This is a genomic window from Pseudomonas sp. GOM7, from assembly GCF_026723825.1.
GTDB lineage: Bacteria > Pseudomonadota > Gammaproteobacteria > Pseudomonadales > Pseudomonadaceae > Aquipseudomonas.
Genome location: NZ_CP113519.1, coordinates 2981599 through 2997132, shown reverse-complemented (window position 1 = coordinate 2997132; position 15534 = coordinate 2981599). Strand labels below are relative to the sequence as shown.

Here is a 15534-nt window from a genome sequence, read left to right as displayed (position 1 = left end):
GGCCCGCAGAGCGGGCCTCGTTGCGTGCTCGAGAGGGCGATCAGTTGCCGTCGACGGCATCCTTGGCTTCATCGCCGGCATCCTCGACGGCGTCTGCTGCATCATCGGCAGCGTTCTGAATCTTTTCGCCAGTGGTGGGTTCGTTACCCAGGGCTTCGTTGGTTTTCTGTTCGATGGCCTCGCCGCTCTCCTTGGCGGCATCGCCCAGGTTGTCCATGGCTTCGGAGACTGACTCCTTGGCCGACTCCATCTTGTCTTCCGGGCTCTTCTCGCAGGCGGCCAGACCCAGAGCGGTGGCAAGCAGCAGGACGTAAGTCAGATGTTTTTTCACGATAGCACTCCATGTCTGAGAGTTATGGTGCGGGGCAGGGCCCATACGCATTGCTTGGAGCCAACCGAGCACCACGAAGTTCCCGGCGCTGGCCCTATCCAAGGTTGAGGGGCGCACCGGATGAGAGGGTGCACAGATTTGCTGAAAATCATCGACTCCTTGGTGGATTACTCGGGGAGCGGCCATTATCGTGGTGCACGGTCGCACGACGGCTTGCGGCGATGATGCGCTTTGCCTGCGCACGCTATAGAAGACAAGGAACTGCTGGATGGATGCGTTACTGATTATCGGGGGCTTGCTGTTGATCCTGGCAGGCCTGGTTTGGCTGGTCATGCGCGCTTTCTCCACCAGCTTGCTGTGGGGCTGGGGCAGCCTGATCCCCCTCCTGACGCTGCTGTATATCCTGCGGCACTGGGCCAAGGCGCGCAGCGCCCTGATGCTGGTGGGGCTGGGCATCATCCCGCTGGTGGTGGGCATGACGCTGTTGGCCAGCAAGGATGCTGACCGGCTCGCGGCCATCTTGCGTCTGGACTGGTTGCAGCCCGAGGTACAGGCACCGCGCGAATTGGCCATCGATCTGCGTGGCAAACTCAACGGCCTGCCGTTCCAGCCGCAACAGGGCGAGTTGATCGAGGGTGTGCTGCGGCTGCGTGAGGGCATGGATTTCTTCGCCTTGCGCGAGCTGACCATTCGCCTGCCGCAGCCTGTGAGCGGCCCGGTGCGCGTCGATGTGCTACCGCAAGACACCGGCAACTTGCCGGAGGTGGAACTGAGCTGGTTGCTGCCGGAGCAGGATCTGCCCGAGGCTCGCCGCCTCGCTCGTGGTTATACCCTGCACCTGGATCTGCGCCCAGAGGCGCCGAACCGCCTGATCGGTGACTTTCATCTGGTGCTGCCGCCGCGTTTCAAGACCAGCCTGAGTGGCCGCGTGGAACTGTACACAGATCGCCTGCGCTACCGTGACGGCCGGGTGGATCGCAGCTTCGACTCGCGTGACACCATTGCCTACGTGCTCCGTGATTACGTGCAGCGACGCTTCGCCACCGAGGCGGTGGAGCTGTCCAGGCTGCCGACCTTCAGTTTCAAGGGTGAACGCCTGGAGCTGGAGGTCGAGGCACGGATCGGTACGCGGCTCGAGCGTTTGCCGGTCACGCTGAACAAGGGCGCGCAGGGCTGGGTGGTCGAGGCCGATCACTTCCCACCCTTGCCGGCGGCGGATGCCCAGCCGGTGGCCGAGAACCCCCAGGTCGTCGAGGAACCCCGAGTCAGCCGGCCGCTGGATCGTCGTGAACGCTTCAGTCTGACGCGCCTGCAGCGAAGCCCGGAGCTGTACCGTAACCTGCGTATGCGCCTGGTTCGGGCCAATGGCGGTACGGTGGAGGGGCGCTTCGTCGGCATCGACAGCGACGGCAGCATTCGTCTAAGCCAGCAGATGGGCAGCGGCGGCGGGCAGGCCAGTTTCAGCTTCGCGCCGGAGGAAATCGGCCGCCTGGAACTGTTGGAGCCCTAGCTGCACGCTAGGGTCTGTTGCCGTTTCGACGCGAGCCGCGTTGCTGCGCCAAATGGCAACAGACCCTAAGCCCTTGAAATCCATCGTACTGGCCCCATCTGTAGGTCATCCGCCGCCCGGCGGCTCAGACCAGCATGTGGAGTTAGACGACCATGAGTGTGGAAACTCAAAAAGAAACCCTGGGCTTCCAGACCGAGGTGAAGCAACTGCTTCACCTGATGATCCATTCCCTGTACTCGAACAAGGAAATCTTCCTGCGCGAGTTGATTTCCAACGCCTCCGATGCCGCCGACAAGTTGCGTTTCGAGGCATTGGCCAAGCCCGAGCTGCTCGAGGGCGGCGCCGAGCTGAAGATCCGCCTGTCCTTCGACAAGGAGGCCAAGACCGTTACCCTCGAGGACAACGGCATCGGCATGAGCCGCGATGAGGTCATCGCGCACCTGGGCACCATCGCCAAGTCCGGCACCGCCGACTTCCTCAAGAACCTCTCCGGTGATCAGAAGAAGGATTCGCACCTGATCGGCCAGTTCGGTGTGGGCTTCTACTCGGCCTTCATCGTCGCCGACAAGGTGGAGGTGTTCACCCGTCGCGCCGGTCTTTCGGCTGCCGAGGGCGTGCATTGGTCATCGCAGGGCGAGGGTGAATTCGAGGTGGCCACTATCGAGAAAGCCGAGCGTGGCACCCGTATCGTCCTGCATCTGAAGGCGGGCGAGGAAGAGTTCGCCGATGGTTGGCGTCTGCGCAACATCGTCAAGAAATACTCCGACCACATCGCCCTGCCCATCGAGCTGCCGAAAGAGCACTATGGCGATGAGAAGGACAAGCCCGCCGAGCCCGAGTGGGAAACCGTCAACCGCGCCAGCGCCCTGTGGACCCGCCCACGCAGCGAAGTGAAGGACGAGGAGTACCAGGAGTTCTACAAGCACGTCGGCCACGACTTCGAGAACCCGCTGACTTGGAGCCACAACAAGGTCGAGGGCAAGCTGGAGTACACCTCGCTGCTCTACGTGCCGGGCCGTGCGCCGTTCGACCTGTACCACCGCGAAGCGCCCAAGGGCCTCAAACTCTACGTGCAGCGCGTGTTCATCATGGATCAGGCCGATGAGTTCCTGCCGCTGTACCTGCGTTTCATCAAGGGCGTGGTGGACTCCAACGACCTGTCGCTGAACGTTTCTCGCGAGATCCTGCAGAAAGATCCGGTGATCGACTCGATGAAGTCGGCACTGACCAAGCGTGTGCTGGACATGCTGGAGAAGCTGGCCAAGGACAAACCGGACGACTACAAGACCTTCTGGAAAGCCTTCGGTCAGGTACTCAAGGAAGGCCCGGCGGAAGACTTCGCCAACAAGGAGAAGATCGCCGGTCTCTTGCGCTTTGCCTCCACCGCTGGCGAGGGCGACGAGCAAAGCGTGTCGCTGGCCGACTACCTGAGCCGCGTCAAGGACGGCCAGGACAAGATCTACTACCTCACCGGCGAATCCTACGCGCAGATCAAGAACAGCCCGCACCTGGAAGTCTTCCGCAAGAAGGGCATCGAAGTGCTGCTGCTCACCGATCGCATCGACGAGTGGCTGATGAGCTACCTGACCGAGTTCGACGGCAAGCAGTTCGTCGATGTGGCTCGTGGCGACCTGGATCTGGGCAAGCTGGACTCGGAAGAGGACAAGAAGGCCCAGGAGGAAGTGGCCAAGGCCAAGGAGGGGCTGATCGAGCGCCTCAAGGGTGCGCTGGGCGAGCAGGTGGCCGAGGTGCGCGTGTCCCACCGCCTCACTGATTCGCCGGCGATCCTGGCCATTGGCGAACAGGATCTCGGCCTGCAGATGCGCCAGATCCTCGAGGCCAGCGGGCAGAAGGTGCCGGACTCCAAGCCCATCTTCGAGTTCAACCCGGAGCATCCGCTGATCGAGCGTCTGGATGCCGAGCCCGACGAAGACCGCTTCGCCGACCTCTCGCATATCCTCTTCGATCAGGCGGCTTTGGCGGCCGGCGACAGCCTGAAGGATCCGGCTGCCTACGTGCAGCGCCTGAACAAGCTGCTGGTCGAGCTTTCCGCCTGACTCCGAATGCTGGGAGCCTGCTCCCAGCCCGTTTCAAGAAACGCCGCGCTCCGTATTGGAACGCGGCGTTTTTATTGTCTAGGTTTATCCGCAAGACCGCTTCGTCAGCCGCACTTGCCCATTACCCAGGGCAGCTCCAGCGCCGTGTGCGCGAGGCTTTGCTATCAGCCCCATAGATTGACAGGGAGAGGGTTGTCGGCTGTGATGGTGGCGCTTTGCCTTCAATTGCGTGCTTCGGGGTTCTATGGCGCTCTTCGATCTACTCTTCATCATGGGCGCGGATCCTGCCGTTCTGGTTCTCAGCAACTACGACCCCGGTCTGGTGCTGCTGTCGTTGACCATCGCCGTGTTCACTGCCGGCATGGCCCTGCAACTGGCTGGCGAGGCGCGTAACAGTACCCAGCCCATGGCCCGCCACGTCACCATCCTCACCGGCTCACTGGCGCTCGGTGGTGGCATCTGGGCCATGCATTTTCTCGGCATGCTGGCCTTCGAGCTTTGCGCCACCGTGCATTTCGACCTGGGCATCACCCTGCTGTCCCTGTTGCCCAGTCTGGGGGCTTCCTGGGTGGCGTTGAGTCTGCTGGCACGGCGTGATCTGAGCCTGCTGCAACTCTGCGTAGGGGGCGTGCTGGTCGGTGCGGGCATCGGCGCCATGCACTACAGCGGCATGGCCGCGATGGAGATGGCGCCGCTGTTGCGTTACGACCCCTGGATGTTCGCACTGTCGATCATCGTGGCCGTTGCTCTGGCCATACTCGCCTTGTGGATACGCTTCGGCCTGGAGGGGCGGCTACCCGCATTCTGGACCCTGGCCATCAGCGCGCTGGTCATGGGTCTGGCCATCAGCGGCATGCACTATACCGGCATGGCGGCTGCGCGTTTTGTCGGCACGCCCGAGTTCGCCGAACCCACGGGGGTGATGGACAGTGGCTATATCGCCGTAGCCATCACCCTGCTGACCGTCACCCTGACCGTCTGCGTGGTGGCCGTGAATACCATGCTGCGTTATCGCCGCATGAGTCAGCAGCTCAAGGCCAGCGAGCAGCATCTGCGCTCGATCTTCGATACGGCTTTGGATGCCATCGTCACCGTCGATCATCGGGGCATCGTGCGTTCGGCCAATCGCTCGGTCACGCGTCTATTCGGCTGGGCGCCGCAGAGCTTGGTGGGCATGCACATGAGTACTCTGGTGCCCCAGCGCCTGGTGGGAGAGATCGAGCAACTGCTCGCCGATTATCTGCGCTGCGGGCAGCTCTCCATGGCCAACGGCGAACGGGAACTGATTTGCCTGAGCCATGACGGCGAGGAAAAACCGGTGCGGATCAGCGTCGGCATCACCCATGCCGGTCATCGCCCCCTGTTCGTGGTCTTCGTCAGCGATATCAGCGAGCGGCAACACATGGAGAAGGCGCTGCGCGAGAGCGAACTGCAATACCGCTCGCTGATCGGCAACATTCCCGGGGTGTCGTTCCGCTGCCTGCTCGATCGCGACTGGAGCATGCTGTTCATCAGCGATGCGGTGCAGACGCTGACGGGCTGGAGTGCCGAGGATTTCATCTCCCGGCGTTGCTCCATCGCCGATCTGTATCACCCGGATGACTACCAGCGTGTGGCCGATGAGGTGAACCGAGCCATCGAGCAGCAACGCAACTACACGGTGGAGTACCGCCTGTTCGACCGCGATGGCCGTGAGCACTGGATCTGGGAAAGCGGCAGTGCGGTGTGCGACGCGGAGGGTGTGACGCGCTGGATCGATGGCGTATTGCTCGATCAGACCGAAACCAAGCAGCGCAACGCCGAGTACGAGGGCAAGGTCACGGCCATCAGCAAGGCCATGGCCATGGTGGAGTTCGACCTCGATGGCCGGGTGCTGGAGATCAACGACAATGCTCTGGCGCTGTTCGGTTACGCGCGCGAAGAAGTGATTGGCCAGCCCCATGCCATGTTCTGCGACCCTGAGCTGGTGGCCAGCGAGTCCTACCGGCAGGGCTGGGAGGAACTGCGTGCCGGGCATTTCCGTATGGGCGAGTACCGGCGGCTTGGCAAGGGCGGGCGCGAATGCTGGATCCAGGCCAGCTACAACCCGATTCTCGATAGCGATGGCAAACCCTTCAAGGTGGTCAAGCTGGCCACCGACCTGACCCCAAGGCGCTTGATGGAGCAGGAACTGCGTGCTGCCCGTGACCGCGCCGAGGCCGCTGCCGCCGCACGCAGCAGCTTCCTGGCCAACATGAGCCACGAAATCCGCACCCCGATGAACGCCATCATCGGGTTTACCGAGCTGCTGCTGAACACCTCGCTGTCCAGCGAGCAGCGGCGTCACCTGAAAACCGTGCATGACGCGTCGCGCTCATTGCTGGGGCTGCTCAACGACATTCTCGATACGGCCAAGCTCGACCGCGGCGCCGTCGAGCTGGAGGCCCTAGATTTCTCCCTGCGCGAGTTATGCGAGCAGGTCTGCGCCACCCAGCGCCTGGCGGCCGAGAGCAAGGGCTTGCGATTGCATCTGGATTACCCGGAAACGGTGCCTGAATTCTTCTGCGGCGACTCGCTGCGCATCCAGCAGGTGCTGACCAACCTGCTGGGCAATGCGGTCAAGTTCACCCTCGAGGGCGAAGTGTGCCTGACGGTTTCCGGTGAGCCAGAAGCGATGCGTTTGGCGGTGAAAGACACCGGCATCGGCATCGCCGCTGATCGCCTGGAAAGGATCTTCGAGCCCTTCGCCCAGGCCGATGCCTCGATGAGCCGTCGCTTCGGTGGCAATGGCCTCGGTACCACCATCTCGCGACAGTTGGTCGAGCTGATGGGCGGTCGATTGCGCGTGGAGAGCATCGAGGGGCAGGGCAGTTGCTTCAGTGTCGAGCTGCCACTGCGTGCCGGCAAGCAGAGGATATCGCCGCAGCACGTGGCATTGCCGGAGCTGGGGCGCCTGTCCATCCTTGCTGCCGATGACGTGCCGCAGAACCTTGAGCTGCTGCAAATCAACCTGCAACGCCTGGGGCACCGCGTGCACTGTGTTGGCGATGGCGAACAGGTGCTCGCCGCATTCGCCGAAGGCAGCTTCGACCTGATTCTGATGGACGTGCAGATGCCCGGCATGGATGGGCTGGAAGCCTCGCGGCGCATTCGTGCGCTGGAACTCGAGCAGGCACGCCCGGCAGTACCGATCATCGCCCTGACTGCCAGTGTGCTCGACCATGACCGCCAGGCGGCGTTGGATGCCGGCATGAATGCCTTCGCCGCCAAGCCCTTGGACATGCAGGCACTGCTCTGGGAAATTGCCCGGGTGCGCGGCCTGACCCAGGTACCGGCCAGCGTCAGCCATCTGCACAACGGCGATGGCCTGTTCGACTGGGCACGGGGCAGCCTGCGTTGGGGCGGTGCGCTGCGCATGGCTGAGGCCATTCATGCCTTCGTCGCCGAACAGAAAGACCTGCCTGCACGGCTCGAAGAGGTGCTCGGCGCTCAAGACTGGCAGGCCGGTCGGGCTTTGGCGCATCGTCTGCGCGGTGTGGCCGGCAACCTGGCATTGACCGGCCTGGCGGAGCTGGCACTGCGCCTCGAACAGGGTTTCGAGTCCGAGGACGAGGCAACGCTGCGGGAGCTGGCCGGGCGTGTCGAGCAGACCTTGCAGGCCATCGCCGCTGCCGTACCCTTGCCGCCGGGAGGTCTGGCACCGGTCACCCCTGTGCAGCCACTCGACAGCGCCACCTTGCACCTGGCTGGCCTGCAATTGCGTCAAGCCATGCTGCGAGGCGGTCTGAACGATGCCGCCATGCAGATACTGGAGAGCGGCTGCAGCGATGTGGCGAGCGTGGCGCGCATCCGCCAGGCCCTGGACGATTTCGACTTCGATCTGGCACTTGCCGAGCTGAATGAACTGTTGCTGCAACTGCAGGACGAGGAAATACCCGAATCATGACCCAGACCAACGATACCCGTCCGCTGCTGCTACTGGTCGATGACGAGCCGACCAACCTGCAGGTACTGCGCCATATCCTGCAGGACGATTACCGCCTGCTGTTCGCCAAGGAAGGGGCGCGTGCACTGGAAATGGCGGCGCGGGAAGTGCCTGACCTGATCCTGCTCGATGTGATGATGCCCGGCATGACCGGCTATGAAGTGTGCGAAACCCTGAAGGCCGACCCCTTGTTGCAGTCGATCCCGGTGATCTTCGTCACCGCCCTGGCCGATATCGACGACGAGGCCCATGGCTTTGCGGTGGGTGCGGTGGACTACATCACCAAACCGGTCAGCCCCTCGATCGTTCGCGCCCGGGTGCGCACGCACCTGTCCCTGGTGCGCCTCGACGAGCTCAAGCGCACGCGCCTGCAGATCGTCCAGCGCCTGGGCATGGCGGCCGAATACAAGGACAACGAGACCGGGCTGCATGTGATCCGCATGAGTCATTTCTCCAAGGTTCTGGCCCTGGCCGCCGGCTTCAGCGAGAGCGCGGCCGAGGAGTTGCTCAACGCCGCGCCCATGCACGATGTCGGCAAGATCGGCATACCCGATGCGGTGCTGCGCAAGCCGGGCAAGCTCGATGAACAGGAATGGCAGATCATGCGTCAGCACGTCGAGATCGGCGCGCGCATCATCGGCGAACACAGCTCCGGCTTGCTGCGCACCGCCCAGCGCATCGCCCTGTCGCACCACGAGAAATGGGACGGCACTGGCTACCCCAACGGCCTCAGCGGCGAGGACATCCCGCTGGAGGGGCGTATCGTCGCCATTGCCGATGTCTTCGATGCCCTGACCAGCGTGCGTCCCTACAAACAGGCCTGGCCGGTGGAAGAGGCTGTTGCCTTCCTGCGCGAGCAGAGCGGCCGCCACTTCGACCCGCGCCTGGTGGAGCTGTTCATCGGCTGTCTGCCGGAAATCCTGCAGATCAAGGAACGTTGGGCCGAACAGGGTGCCTGATCATTTTGTACAAGGTTACTCGGCCAAGGCGTGGCCGACGGGCCATGTGGCTCATCCATTCACCACTGAGGATGCTTACCCATGCAGAAGAAAACCCTGGCTCCGCTCCTGTGCGCCACGCTCGGTGGCCTGGCAGAGGCGGCGGTCGTGGCCAAGCCCATACCCTACGAAATCGACGGTGAAGCCTTCGAGGGCGTGCTGGTCTATGACGATTCGGTCAGCACCCCACGCCCCGGTTTGTTGGCTGTGCCCAACTGGATGGGGGTGAACGAGGACACGGTGAAGAAGGCGGCGCGCGCCGCCGGGGACAAGTACGTGGTGTTTCTTGCCGACATGTACGGCAAGTCCATTCGCCCGAGCAATGCCGACGAAGCCAAGGCGGCCGCCACGGCGGTGCGCAGCGACCGCGCGCTGATGCGCAAGCGCGCCCAGGCGGCGGTCGAGGTGCTCAAGGCGCAGAGCAGCGAGGTGGCGCTGGATGTCAGCAAGCTGGGTGCCATCGGTTTCTGCTTCGGTGGCGGCACCGTGCTGGAGCTGGCGCGTTCGGGCGCGCCGCTGAAGGGCTTCGTCTCCTTTCATGGCAATCTGGATACCCCCAATCCTGCCGATGCCAAGAACATCAAGGCGCCGGTGCTGGTACTGCACGGCGCGGACGACCCGGCCGTGCCACAGGAGCAGGTCGACGGCTTCATCGCCGAGATGAAGGCGGCCAAGGCCGACTGGCAACTGGTCAGCTATGGCGGTGCGGTGCACTCGTTCACCAACCCTAAGGCCAACGTGCCGGGCTCTAATCAGTACCATCCGGTGGTGGCCGCGCGGGCCTTCAGGGCCATGAACGATCTGTTCGATGAGGTGTTTGCCGAGCAGTGATACGGGCTTTCCTCAAAGGCTGCATCCCTTGGCTGCAGCCTTTTTTGTGCTTGCGACGCGCGTCTCAGGGTTGCCGCAGTCCGTACGCGCTGCAGAAAATAGCCTTCGCCTTGCTGTTGTACCTGAGCGTGCTGCCTGGGCTCAGGTTTGAAACTGGGTAGATCGGCCAGGGCCAACGCGGGCAACAACGGAAGGCCTGAGAGGGTGCGATACGAGGGCAAGATGGCAGTCCTTTGCTATGAAAGGCACCGCCTGGTACCGGTGTTTAGGGATGGATTTCAGCCGGGCAACTCGATCCGCTCGGTTTCTCCCGGCACCTGCGGCCAGTCGCCAGCGGCCCAGCGTCGGCGCGCCTGGTCGATCAATTGCGGGGTGCTGGCTACGAAATTCCAGTTCATCCGCCGTGGGCCGATGGGCTCACCGCCGATCAGCGCCAGGTGGCATTCGCCGCAGGCGCGAAGCAGCGGTGTCTCGCCGGCCGGAATGACGGCCATGGTATGGGTGGGCAGGGCTTCACTGTCCAGTTCGGCCTCGCCATCGATCAGATAGAGCGCACGCTCGCTGTACTCGGTCGGGATCAGCAGGCTGGCGCCGGCGGTCAGACGCAGCTCGGCGTAGAGGGTGGGGGAGCGTACCGGCACGGGTGATTCGAGGCAGAAACCTCTGCCGGCGATCAGGGTAATGCCTACGCCCATGGCCTCGCTGCGTGGCAGAGAGACGGCGGGATGATGCTTGTAGCTGGGGGCGCAGTCTTCCTCCGACTGTGGCAGGGCCAGCCAGACCTGCAAGCCATGTAGACGCTTGTGCTGCCCGCGTTGCCCGGGCGGTGTGCGTTCGACATGGGCGACGCCGCGCCCAGCGGTCATCCAACTGACGTCACCGGGTTCGACCAACTGATCCGAGCCAAGGCTGTCCTTGTGCTGCAACTGGCCCTCGAACAGGTAGGTGAGGGTGGACAGGCCGATATGCGGATGCTGGGCGATGTTCATGCCGCTGCCGGCTGGGTAGTCCTGTTCCAGCATATGGTCGAAGAAGACGAAGGGGCCGATGCTGCGGGCACGCGCCGAGGGCAGCGGACGCAGGATCGGCTGGCCGGAAATGTCTTCGGCGCGCGGCTGGATCAGTTGCAGGCCGCTCATGCCGAGGCCCCGGTCAGGCGGGTTTCGATCTGGATATCGGTGCTGGTCATCAGCTTGTGGATCGGACACTTGTCGGCGATGCGCAGCAGTTGCTGGCGCTGGGCCTCGTCCAGAGGGCCCTTGAGCGACAGCTCGACGATCAGGTGGTAGTTGCCCTCGCGTTCTTCGCTGTCGTCGCGCTCGACACTGACGTCGATACCCTCCAGCGGCAGGCCGCGCTGGCGCGCATAGAGCAGCAGGGTCATGGCCTTGCAGGTGCCGAGCGAGGCGTCGAACAGATCGTGAGGATCAGGCCCGGCGCCGTCGCCGCCCAGTTCGGGAGCTACGTCGCCGAGCAGTTGGTGGGCGTCGATGCTGATCTGTTGCTGCAGACCCTTGCTGCTATGAATGCGGATCATGGCGCTTCCCGGAAGGCGTGACGGCAATGGTCGCAAGCCTAGCCCAGGCAGGGCCCTTCACACCAGTGCCGACAGGCGCACGTCGGCACCCAGAACGCGCAGTAGACGCCCCTGGCCATCGAGGATGGGCACCGATACGGTGAAACAGAAATCATCGGTGGCCGAAGAACGGTAGACCTGGGTGATATGGCTGGCCTTCTGTTCAGCCACGGCGCGGAACCAGGGGCGCTGGCTCCAGTCGCAGCCTCGGCAACTGCTCTGCTGCTCGTGAGCCAGGTCGGCGGCGAAGATGTTCTCGGAAATCTGCACGCCGCGCTGGTCGACCAGGTAGAACAGCTCGAAGCGATTGTCGCGTGCCAGAGTGCTCTCGAGCAGGCGTTCGGCGGCGGCCACCTCGCCGCCCAGTTCGGGGCGCTGCGCCAGTTGCTCGACACTGGCACGTACGGCGTTGTGGATCTCCAGGCGGAAGTCGCCGAGCCCGGCGAGCAGATGGTCACCGTCTTCGCGCACGGCCTGGCTATGGTGCAGCACCTGGCCAGCCTTGCCGAGCAGATCGCCGGCCACACGGGCGATGTCTTGCACGTCGCCATTGATGGAGCGCACGGCCTGGCCGATCTGTTCGGTGCCGGCGGCGATCTGCCCGACCTGAGCGTCCAGGCGATCCATGACCTGGCGCGTGCTGTCCAGCCCTGAACTGACGGCGAGAATGCCGCAACGGCCATCGGCCACGGCCTGGTGCATCTGCTGGCTGGCATCGCTGAGTTGTTGCATGCCCGTGCGGAAGCCTTCGATGATATCGCTGACCTGGCCAGTGGCTTCGGTGGTACGGCCCGCCAGACGTCGTACCTCTTCGGCGACCACGGCGAAGCCACGGCCATGCTCGCCGGCCCGTGCGGCCTCGATGGCGGCATTGAGGGCCAGCAGATTGGTCTGTTGGGAAATGCTGGCGATCACGCCGATGACCTTGCTCACCTCGTCGAGCTGTGCGGTCAGTTGCCCGATCACCTGGATCAGTTGTGCCTCGCTGGCATCGATCACCTCGACCTGGTCTAGCACGGCCTTGCCGCTTTCCTGGCAGCGATGCAGGGTGGCGGAAACTTCGCTGGACAGCCGGGCGACCTCGCCGGCACCGGGTACCAGCTCGGCATCGAGGGTGGTGGTGACCTGTTCACTGGCGCTGGCGATCAACTCCGAAGACTGCGCCAGGGTTTGCCCGCTCTGCTGATTGGCGGCGGCGATACTCGCCAGTTGCGGCGCATGGGCAGCGATGCCGACGGCGGCTGTCAGGCTGCTGCGGATGCGCTGCTGCAGGCCGGCGCTGAACAGATTCAGGCGGGTCATCCATTGCTGCTGTTCTGGCAGGCGAATGGTGAGATCGTGTGCCTGGAACAGGGCCTCCAGAGCGGCCTCATTCTGGGCTTTGCGGGTTGGTTTGCGCAGCAACTGCATCATGGCTGTTCCCCCTTTGTTTTGCCTGGAGTGTTGCAAGCCAAGTGCCATTACCGCTCCGGCGTAGCCATTGCACTGGCAGGGCATCGAGCGAGCGTCTGCCGTGCAGTGTTGGTGCAGTCATGCTCTTCACGCTCCAGCGCAGGGCGAAGGCGGCGAACTTGCCGCCTGCCGCGGCGGTCTATGCTGCCATACCGTCAGGAGGACTCGCCTTGCTCACTCTTCGTTCGATGCCATTGCTGTTGGCCCTCGGCGCGATGCTCGCCCACGGCGCCGCCCAGGCCCGTGAATACCGCTACAGCGATGCCCATTTGCACTACGTGGATTTCTTCCAGGAAAGCGCCGGCATGGATGAGCTGCTGGAGAAGATGGCGCAGAACAACGTCGATCACGTGATGTTCTCCGGCATTCCGGTGGTCAAGAAATGGGACGAGGACGAACCCAAGCGCCCACGTTACTATGCCGGCGACGACGCCAATGCCTACTGGTACAGCGCCACCGACGTGTTCGTTGCCGAGGCCTACAAGCGGCTGCCAGCCGAGCAGCGCCGTCGTTTTCACCCCTTCCTGTCCGGCTTCAACCCCAATGACAAGAATGCCGACGCGCACATCCGGCGCATGCTCGAACTCGATCCGGGTTTATGGCAGGGCATCGGCGAAATCTTCACTCGCCACGACGATCTCACCGCACTGATCCACGGCCGTGCGCCGAGGGCTGACAACGAGGCGCTGGCGCGGGTGTTCCACCTGGCCGCCGAATACGACCTGCCGGTGATGCTGCATTCCAACATCACTTCCAAGCGCGAGCGCAATCCGCTCTATCTGCAGGAGATCGAAAAACCGCTGCGCAATCATCCGCATGTGCGCTTCATCTGGGCACATGCCGGCACCAGCGCGGAAATTCATCGCCACCAGGAAAAACTGGACTTCCTCCTGCCGACCCTGGAACGCATGCTGGGCGACTACCCCAACCTGTATATCGACCTGTCCTGGACTGTACTGCGCCCCTATCTGCTGGACGAAAACGGTAAACCGGACCCGGATTGGGTGCACCTGGTCAGCAGCTATCCCGAGCGTTTCATGATCGGCTCGGACGTGGTCGGCCGTTTTGGCAGCCTGGGCGAGTACATGCATGGTTTCGACCCCTTCCTCGACGCCTTGCCCGAGGACGTGGCGCACAAGGTGGCGCGGGACAACTTCCTCTCGGTGCTGCCGCGCAAGGTAAGGGCGGAGCTACCGCAGTAGAGCTGTCATCAGTTTGTCACCGCAGGGTCATAGGCTCGCGCTCATCTCAACGAGGAGCGCGTCATGCAGCATATTTCCAAGGTTTTGCTTGCCGGTCTGTTCGCTTTCACCGGCCTGGTTCAGGCGGACGTACGGGTTGAAGGGCCGGTGGAGTACGGCATCTTCACCACGGATTATCAGGACTTCCAGCCCGGCGAACGCGTACTGACGCGCAGCAGTCAGGATATCCAGGTCACCGACCGGATTCCCGCCAAGCTCGGCACCAAGTTCGGCATGCGCTACAGCCTGGCTGGCAAGCGCGAGGGGGATACGCCGCTGACGTTGCTCTATCTCACCCCAGGCGTGGTCACCCCGGACGGCCAGCGCCACGACAAGTTCGAGGTGGTGCAGAAGCTGGTGCCCGGCGCGCCGCAGGACGTGATGGCCTTCGAGTTCACCGAGCACCATGAGGTGGTGCCCGGCGAGTGGCACTTCATCGTCTATCAGGGCGATCGCAAGCTGGCCGAACAGCGCTTCGAGGTGCGCTGATCAGAGCAGGATGATCGCCCAGGTCAGGGCGATCATCAGCAACGCGACCATCTGGGCCGCGCTGCCCATGTCCTTGGCCTGCTTGGACAGCGGATGCAGGCTCAGGGAGATGCGATCGACCACCGCCTCGATGGCGGAATTGAGCAGCTCCACTACCAGCGCCAGCATGGGTACCAGGATCAGCAGCGCCCGTTCGGTGCGGCTCACGTCCACCAGGCAGGCCAGCGGCAGCAATAGCAGGTTCAACCAGACCAGTTGGCGGAACGCGGCTTCACCCGTGTAAGCCGCGCGCAGGCCAGCCAGCGAATAGCCGCTGGCATCGAGAATGCGGCGCAGGCCTCGGCGCCCCTTGAGGTCAAGGGCATCCAGTCGCGGGCTGGGATTCACGGCTGCAGCACTCCCCAGGGGTTGTGCAGGGCATGCTGGTAAGCCTGCTGCAGGTAGACGATGGCGCTTTCCGGGATGGCGCCGCGATGCCGCTGCAATTGCCCGAGGTCGCGCTGTGCCTGACGCAGCAACCAGCGCCGTCGGCTCTTTTCCAGATCGAGCAGGGCCACATCCACGTCACCGTCGCTGCGCACCTTGACGAACAGGTGCTTGGGGTAGCAACAGCCATGCTGCCAGCCGCCGAGGTGCAGGCGCGCCAGGGTCACGGCCACCTGTTGCAGCACGGCATGCTCGAGCGCCTGCGCATGAGGCTGGGCATACCAGTCTTCGAGGCTGACGAAGCCGCTCAGCGCTTCGGTGACCAGCAGGGCCTGCCATTGGCCGGCCTGCTTGCGTGCCGCGCAGTAGATGATATTGGGTGTGCGGATGCCGAGCCGGGCGAAGGCGCGGTAGGCCTGCAGCTCGCGCAGGATGGTCGGCCGCCCGAGCGGATGGCGTGGCGAGCGGTGCAGGTGGCCAGTCTGGCGCTTGCAGTATAGCGGCGGGCGGCTGCTGTCCCAGGCTTGCAGCAGGCGCACGCCGCTTTCGCCACCACGACGCTGGTTGGCTTCTTCGACCCATTCACCTGGGCTGTGCCACCAGCGCTCGAATTCGCTGGAGGGCAGGGCGACGAAGGCTTTTTCGCTGAGGATGCCCAT

13 protein-coding genes and 1 pseudogene are annotated in these 15534 nt (G+C 63.6%); 7 read left to right on the top strand and 7 right to left on the bottom strand.

Annotation, left to right across the window (positions count from 1 at the left end):
- Window positions 1-40: 40 nt before the first annotated feature.
- Window positions 41-331 (bottom strand): hypothetical protein, encoded by a 291-nt coding sequence (locus tag OU800_RS13105; protein ID WP_268177724.1) that lies wholly within the window; start codon window positions 329-331, stop codon window positions 41-43.
- A gap of 268 nt (window positions 332-599) precedes the next feature.
- Between OU800_RS13105 and OU800_RS13100 the strand changes: the two genes are divergently transcribed.
- The 5 genes from OU800_RS13100 (at window position 600) to OU800_RS13080 (ending at window position 9691) form a co-directional block, all read left to right on the top strand.
- Window positions 600-1841, top strand: a complete 1242-nt coding sequence (locus tag OU800_RS13100; protein ID WP_268177723.1) for an MFS transporter — start codon at window positions 600-602, stop codon at window positions 1839-1841.
- A gap of 152 nt (window positions 1842-1993) precedes the next feature.
- Window positions 1994-3898: a molecular chaperone HtpG gene (htpG, locus tag OU800_RS13095; protein WP_268177722.1), complete on the top strand. Its 1905-nt coding sequence runs from the start codon at window positions 1994-1996 to the stop codon at window positions 3896-3898.
- A 244-nt stretch (window positions 3899-4142) separates the two neighbouring features.
- Window positions 4143-7823, top strand: coding sequence for a PAS domain S-box protein (locus OU800_RS13090; protein ID WP_268177721.1), 3681 nt, complete (start codon window positions 4143-4145; stop codon window positions 7821-7823).
- Entirely contained in the window at window positions 7820-8821 is a 1002-nt protein-coding gene (locus tag OU800_RS13085; protein ID WP_268177720.1) for an HD-GYP domain-containing protein, read from the top strand. The genes OU800_RS13090 and OU800_RS13085 overlap by 4 nt, the downstream gene beginning before the upstream one ends.
- 81 nt (window positions 8822-8902) lie before the next feature.
- Entirely contained in the window at window positions 8903-9691 is a 789-nt protein-coding gene (locus OU800_RS13080; protein ID WP_268177719.1) for a dienelactone hydrolase family protein, read from the top strand.
- 278 nt (window positions 9692-9969) lie between these two features.
- Here OU800_RS13080 and OU800_RS13075 read toward each other — a convergent pair whose 3' ends face one another.
- The 4 genes and pseudogenes from OU800_RS13075 to OU800_RS24370 form a co-directional block, all read right to left on the bottom strand.
- Window positions 9970-10830 (bottom strand): pirin family protein, encoded by an 861-nt coding sequence (locus OU800_RS13075; protein WP_268177718.1) that lies wholly within the window; start codon window positions 10828-10830, stop codon window positions 9970-9972.
- Window positions 10827-11228, bottom strand: a complete 402-nt coding sequence (locus OU800_RS13070) for an OsmC family protein (protein ID WP_268177717.1) — start codon at window positions 11226-11228, stop codon at window positions 10827-10829. The genes OU800_RS13075 and OU800_RS13070 overlap by 4 nt, the downstream gene beginning before the upstream one ends.
- Window positions 11229-11285: 57 nt before the next feature.
- Window positions 11286-11438: a PDC sensor domain-containing protein gene (locus OU800_RS24375; protein ID WP_442964780.1), complete on the bottom strand. Its 153-nt coding sequence runs from the start codon at window positions 11436-11438 to the stop codon at window positions 11286-11288.
- A 411-nt stretch (window positions 11439-11849) separates the two neighbouring features.
- Window positions 11850-12191, bottom strand: a pseudogene (locus OU800_RS24370) (methyl-accepting chemotaxis protein); the annotation flags it as partial.
- A 716-nt stretch (window positions 12192-12907) separates the two neighbouring features.
- On the opposite strand from OU800_RS24370, the gene OU800_RS13060 reads away from it, so the two are divergent.
- Both OU800_RS13060 and OU800_RS13055 read left to right on the top strand, forming a co-directional pair.
- Window positions 12908-13921, top strand: a complete 1014-nt coding sequence (locus tag OU800_RS13060) for an amidohydrolase family protein (protein WP_268184313.1) — start codon at window positions 12908-12910, stop codon at window positions 13919-13921.
- A gap of 63 nt (window positions 13922-13984) precedes the next feature.
- Window positions 13985-14449 carry a DUF3859 domain-containing protein gene (locus OU800_RS13055; protein WP_268177715.1) on the top strand — a complete coding sequence of 155 codons (465 nt, stop codon included), beginning with the start codon at window positions 13985-13987 and terminating at the stop codon, window positions 14447-14449.
- On the opposite strand, the gene OU800_RS13050 is transcribed toward OU800_RS13055, so the two are convergent.
- Together OU800_RS13050 and OU800_RS13045 are read right to left on the bottom strand one after the other, a co-directional pair.
- Window positions 14450-14836 carry a diacylglycerol kinase gene (locus tag OU800_RS13050; RefSeq protein ID WP_268177714.1) on the bottom strand — a complete coding sequence of 129 codons (387 nt, stop codon included), beginning with the start codon at window positions 14834-14836 and terminating at the stop codon, window positions 14450-14452.
- Complete coding sequence (locus OU800_RS13045) at window positions 14833-15534, bottom strand: lipopolysaccharide kinase InaA family protein (RefSeq protein WP_268177713.1); 702 nt, start codon at window positions 15532-15534, stop codon at window positions 14833-14835. The genes OU800_RS13050 and OU800_RS13045 overlap by 4 nt, the downstream gene beginning before the upstream one ends.

Coding starts and splice junctions, on each gene's coding strand:
- OU800_RS13100 (WP_268177723.1), top strand. CDS start 600: ATGGATGCGTTACTGATTATCGGGGGCTTGCTGTTGATCCTGGCAGGC.
- OU800_RS13090 (WP_268177721.1), top strand. CDS start 4,143: ATGGCGCTCTTCGATCTACTCTTCATCATGGGCGCGGATCCTGCCGTT.
- OU800_RS13070 (WP_268177717.1), bottom strand. CDS start 11,228: ATGATCCGCATTCATAGCAGCAAGGGTCTGCAGCAACAGATCAGCATC.
- OU800_RS13085 (WP_268177720.1), top strand. CDS start 7,820: ATGACCCAGACCAACGATACCCGTCCGCTGCTGCTACTGGTCGATGAC.
- OU800_RS13055 (WP_268177715.1), top strand. CDS start 13,985: ATGCAGCATATTTCCAAGGTTTTGCTTGCCGGTCTGTTCGCTTTCACC.
- htpG (WP_268177722.1), top strand. CDS start 1,994: ATGAGTGTGGAAACTCAAAAAGAAACCCTGGGCTTCCAGACCGAGGTG.
- OU800_RS13075 (WP_268177718.1), bottom strand. CDS start 10,830: ATGAGCGGCCTGCAACTGATCCAGCCGCGCGCCGAAGACATTTCCGGC.
- OU800_RS13045 (WP_268177713.1), bottom strand. CDS start 15,534: ATGGGCATCCTCAGCGAAAAAGCCTTCGTCGCCCTGCCCTCCAGCGAA.
- OU800_RS13080 (WP_268177719.1), top strand. CDS start 8,903: ATGCAGAAGAAAACCCTGGCTCCGCTCCTGTGCGCCACGCTCGGTGGC.
- OU800_RS13060 (WP_268184313.1), top strand. CDS start 12,908: ATGCCATTGCTGTTGGCCCTCGGCGCGATGCTCGCCCACGGCGCCGCC.